Annotated in this window: 2 protein-coding genes; both read left to right on the forward strand. The window is 71.0% G+C overall.

Going from position 1 to position 2652, the window contains the following annotated elements; all coding sequences use genetic code 11:
- Positions 1 to 34 precede the first annotated feature (34 nt).
- Positions 35 to 1222 carry an isovaleryl-CoA dehydrogenase gene (locus tag AC30N0_RS15120; RefSeq protein WP_489518730.1) on the forward strand — a complete coding sequence of 396 codons (1188 nt, stop codon included), beginning with the start codon at positions 35 to 37 and terminating at the stop codon, positions 1220 to 1222.
- Entirely contained in the window at positions 1219 to 2652 is a 1434-nt protein-coding gene (locus AC30N0_RS15125; RefSeq protein ID WP_489518729.1) for a cytochrome P450, read from the forward strand. Before AC30N0_RS15120 ends, AC30N0_RS15125 begins: the two co-directional genes overlap by 4 nt.

Genomic DNA, 2652 nt, shown 5'->3' on the forward strand with positions numbered 1-2652 from the left:
TAAGCTCCTGCGCCAGCCGTTCCCGGAGACTTCCATGCCCCACCTGCCCGGCCTCGCCTTCGACCTCGGGGACACCATCGCCATGCTGCGCGACAGCGTGCAGCAGTTCGCCGACGCCGAGATCGCGCCGCGTGCCGCCGCCATCGACCGCGACAACCTGTTTCCGGTGGACCTGTGGCAGAAGCTCGGCGGCCTGGGCCTGCACGGGATGACGGTGCAGGAGGAGTACGGCGGCAGCGGCCTCGGCTACCTGGCGCACGTCGTCGCCATGGAGGAGGTGTCGCGGGCTTCGGCCTCGGTGGGCCTGTCGTACGGCGCGCACTCGAACCTCGCCGTCAACCAGATCCACCGCAACGGCAGCGAGGCGCAGAAGCGCAAGTACCTGCCCAGGCTCGTCTCCGGCGAGCACGTCGGCGCGCTGGCCATGAGCGAGCCGAACGCCGGCTCCGACGTCGTCAGCATGAAGCTGCGCGCCGAGCGTATCGGTGGACAGAACGGCGACCGCTACGTGCTGAACGGCTCGAAGATGTGGATCACCAACGGCGGCGACGCCGACACGATGGTCGTCTACGCCAAGACGGCACCGGAGAAGGGCGCAGGCGGCGTGACCGCCTTCATCGTCGAGAAGGGCTTCCGCGGACTGTCGTTCGGCACCAAGCTCGACAAGCTCGGCATGCGCGGCTCGAACACCTGGCCGGTGTTCTTCGAGGACTGCGAGGTGCCGGCGGAGAACGTGCTCGGCGCCGAAGGCGGCGGCGTCAAGGTCCTGATGAGCGGGCTCGACTACGAGCGGGCCGTGCTCTCGGGCGGGCCGCTCGGCATCATGGCCGCGTGCATGGACGCGGTCCTTCCCTTCATCCACGAGCGCAAGCAGTTCGGCCAGTCGATCGGCGAGTTCCAGCTCATGCAGGGCAAGGTCGCCGACATGTACACCACCTGGTCGGCGTGCCGTGCCTACGTCTACGCGGTGGCCGAGGCCTGCGATCGCGGCGACCACTCGCGCACGCTGAGGAAGGATGCCGCCGGCGCGATCCTCTACTCGGCCGAGAAGGCGACCTGGATGGCCGGGGAGGCGATCCAGGCCCTCGGCGGCGTCGGCTACACCAACGAGTACCCGGTCGGCCGGCTCTGGCGCGACGCCAAGCTCTACGAGATCGGCGCCGGCACGAGCGAGATCCGGCGCATGCTGATCGGCCGCGAGCTGTACGCGGAGAGCATGTGAGCGCGACCCTCGGCGCGACGCGCCGCTACGCCGACGTTCCCGGCCCGCGCGGCGTGCCGTTCTTCGGCAATGCCCTGCAGTTCGACAAGAGCCGCGTCCACGAGCGCTTCGCCGAGTGGGTGGCCGAGTACGGACCGTACGTGCGCGTGCGCGTGGGGCCGCGCAACCTCCTCCTCGTCGCCGATCACGCGGTGATCGCCTCGGTCCTCCGCGACCGCCCTGAGCGCTTTCTGCGGCCTACCAACCACGCCCGCATCGTGCAGGAGATGGGCTTCGACGAGGGCCTCTTCTTCGCCAACGCCGAGGTCTGGAAGCGGCAGCGGCGGATGGTCATGGCGGCGATGGACCCGGGCCACGTCAAGGCCTTCTTCCCGTCGCTGCGCAAGGTCGTCGGCCGGCTCCAGGGCCGCTGGCGCAAGGCCGCCGACGCCGGCGCGACGATCGACCTGCAGGCCGACCTGATGCGCTACACCGTCGACGCCATCGCCGGCCTCGCCTTCGGTGCCGACGTCAACACGCTCGAGTCCGACGAGGACGTCATCCAGCGCCACCTCAACCACATCTTCCCGGCCCTGGCTCGCCGCTCGCTGTCGGCGCTGCCGTACTGGCACTGGATCCGCCTTCCGGCCGACCGCCGGCTCGACCGCAGCGTCGCCGAGGTCAAGGCGGCGATCGCCGGCTTCATCGCCGCGGCGCGGCAGCGCCTTCGCGACGACCCCGGGCTGCGCAGCAAGCCGCGCAACCTGCTCGAGGCGATGATCGTGGCCGCCGACGCGCCCGGCAGCGAGGTCGACGACCGCGACATCGCCGGCAACGTGTTCGTCGCCCTCATCGCCGGCGAGGACACCACGGCCAACACCCTGGCCTGGCTGTTCGACTTCCTGCACCGCCATCCCGAGGCGATGCGCCGGGCCCGCGAGGAAGTGCTGCGCGTCGCTCCCGACCCGTCGCAGTTCACGCTCGAGCAGATGGCCGAGCTGCCGTACCTCGACGCCTGCATCAACGAGACGATGCGCCTGAAGCCGGTCGCGCCGCTGCTGCCGTCGCAGGCCAACCTCGACACGACGGTCGGCGACGTCGAGGTGCCGGCGCACACCTTCGTCGTCGCCGTGATGCGGCCCGACGTGCTCGAGGAACGCTACTTCCCGCGCGCCACCGCGTTCGAGCCCGAGCGCTGGCTCGCTGGCACGGCCGAGGCGCCGAGCGCGCGCTCGACGACGCGCGTGTCGATGCCCTTCGGCGCAGGGCCGCGCCTGTGCCCCGGCCGCTACCTGGCCCTGCTCGAGATGAAGATGGCCATCGCCATGCTGCTCGGCGGCTTCGCCATCGAGCGCGTCGGCACCCGCGACGGCACGCCGGCGCGCGAGCGCTTCGCGTTCGCGATGGGGCCGGTCGGGCTCGAGATGCGCCTCGGCCGCACAGGTGCCTAG

This window comes from Rhizobacter sp. (genome assembly GCF_031412495.1).
Classification (GTDB): domain Bacteria; phylum Pseudomonadota; class Gammaproteobacteria; order Burkholderiales; family Burkholderiaceae_C; genus Schlegelella_A.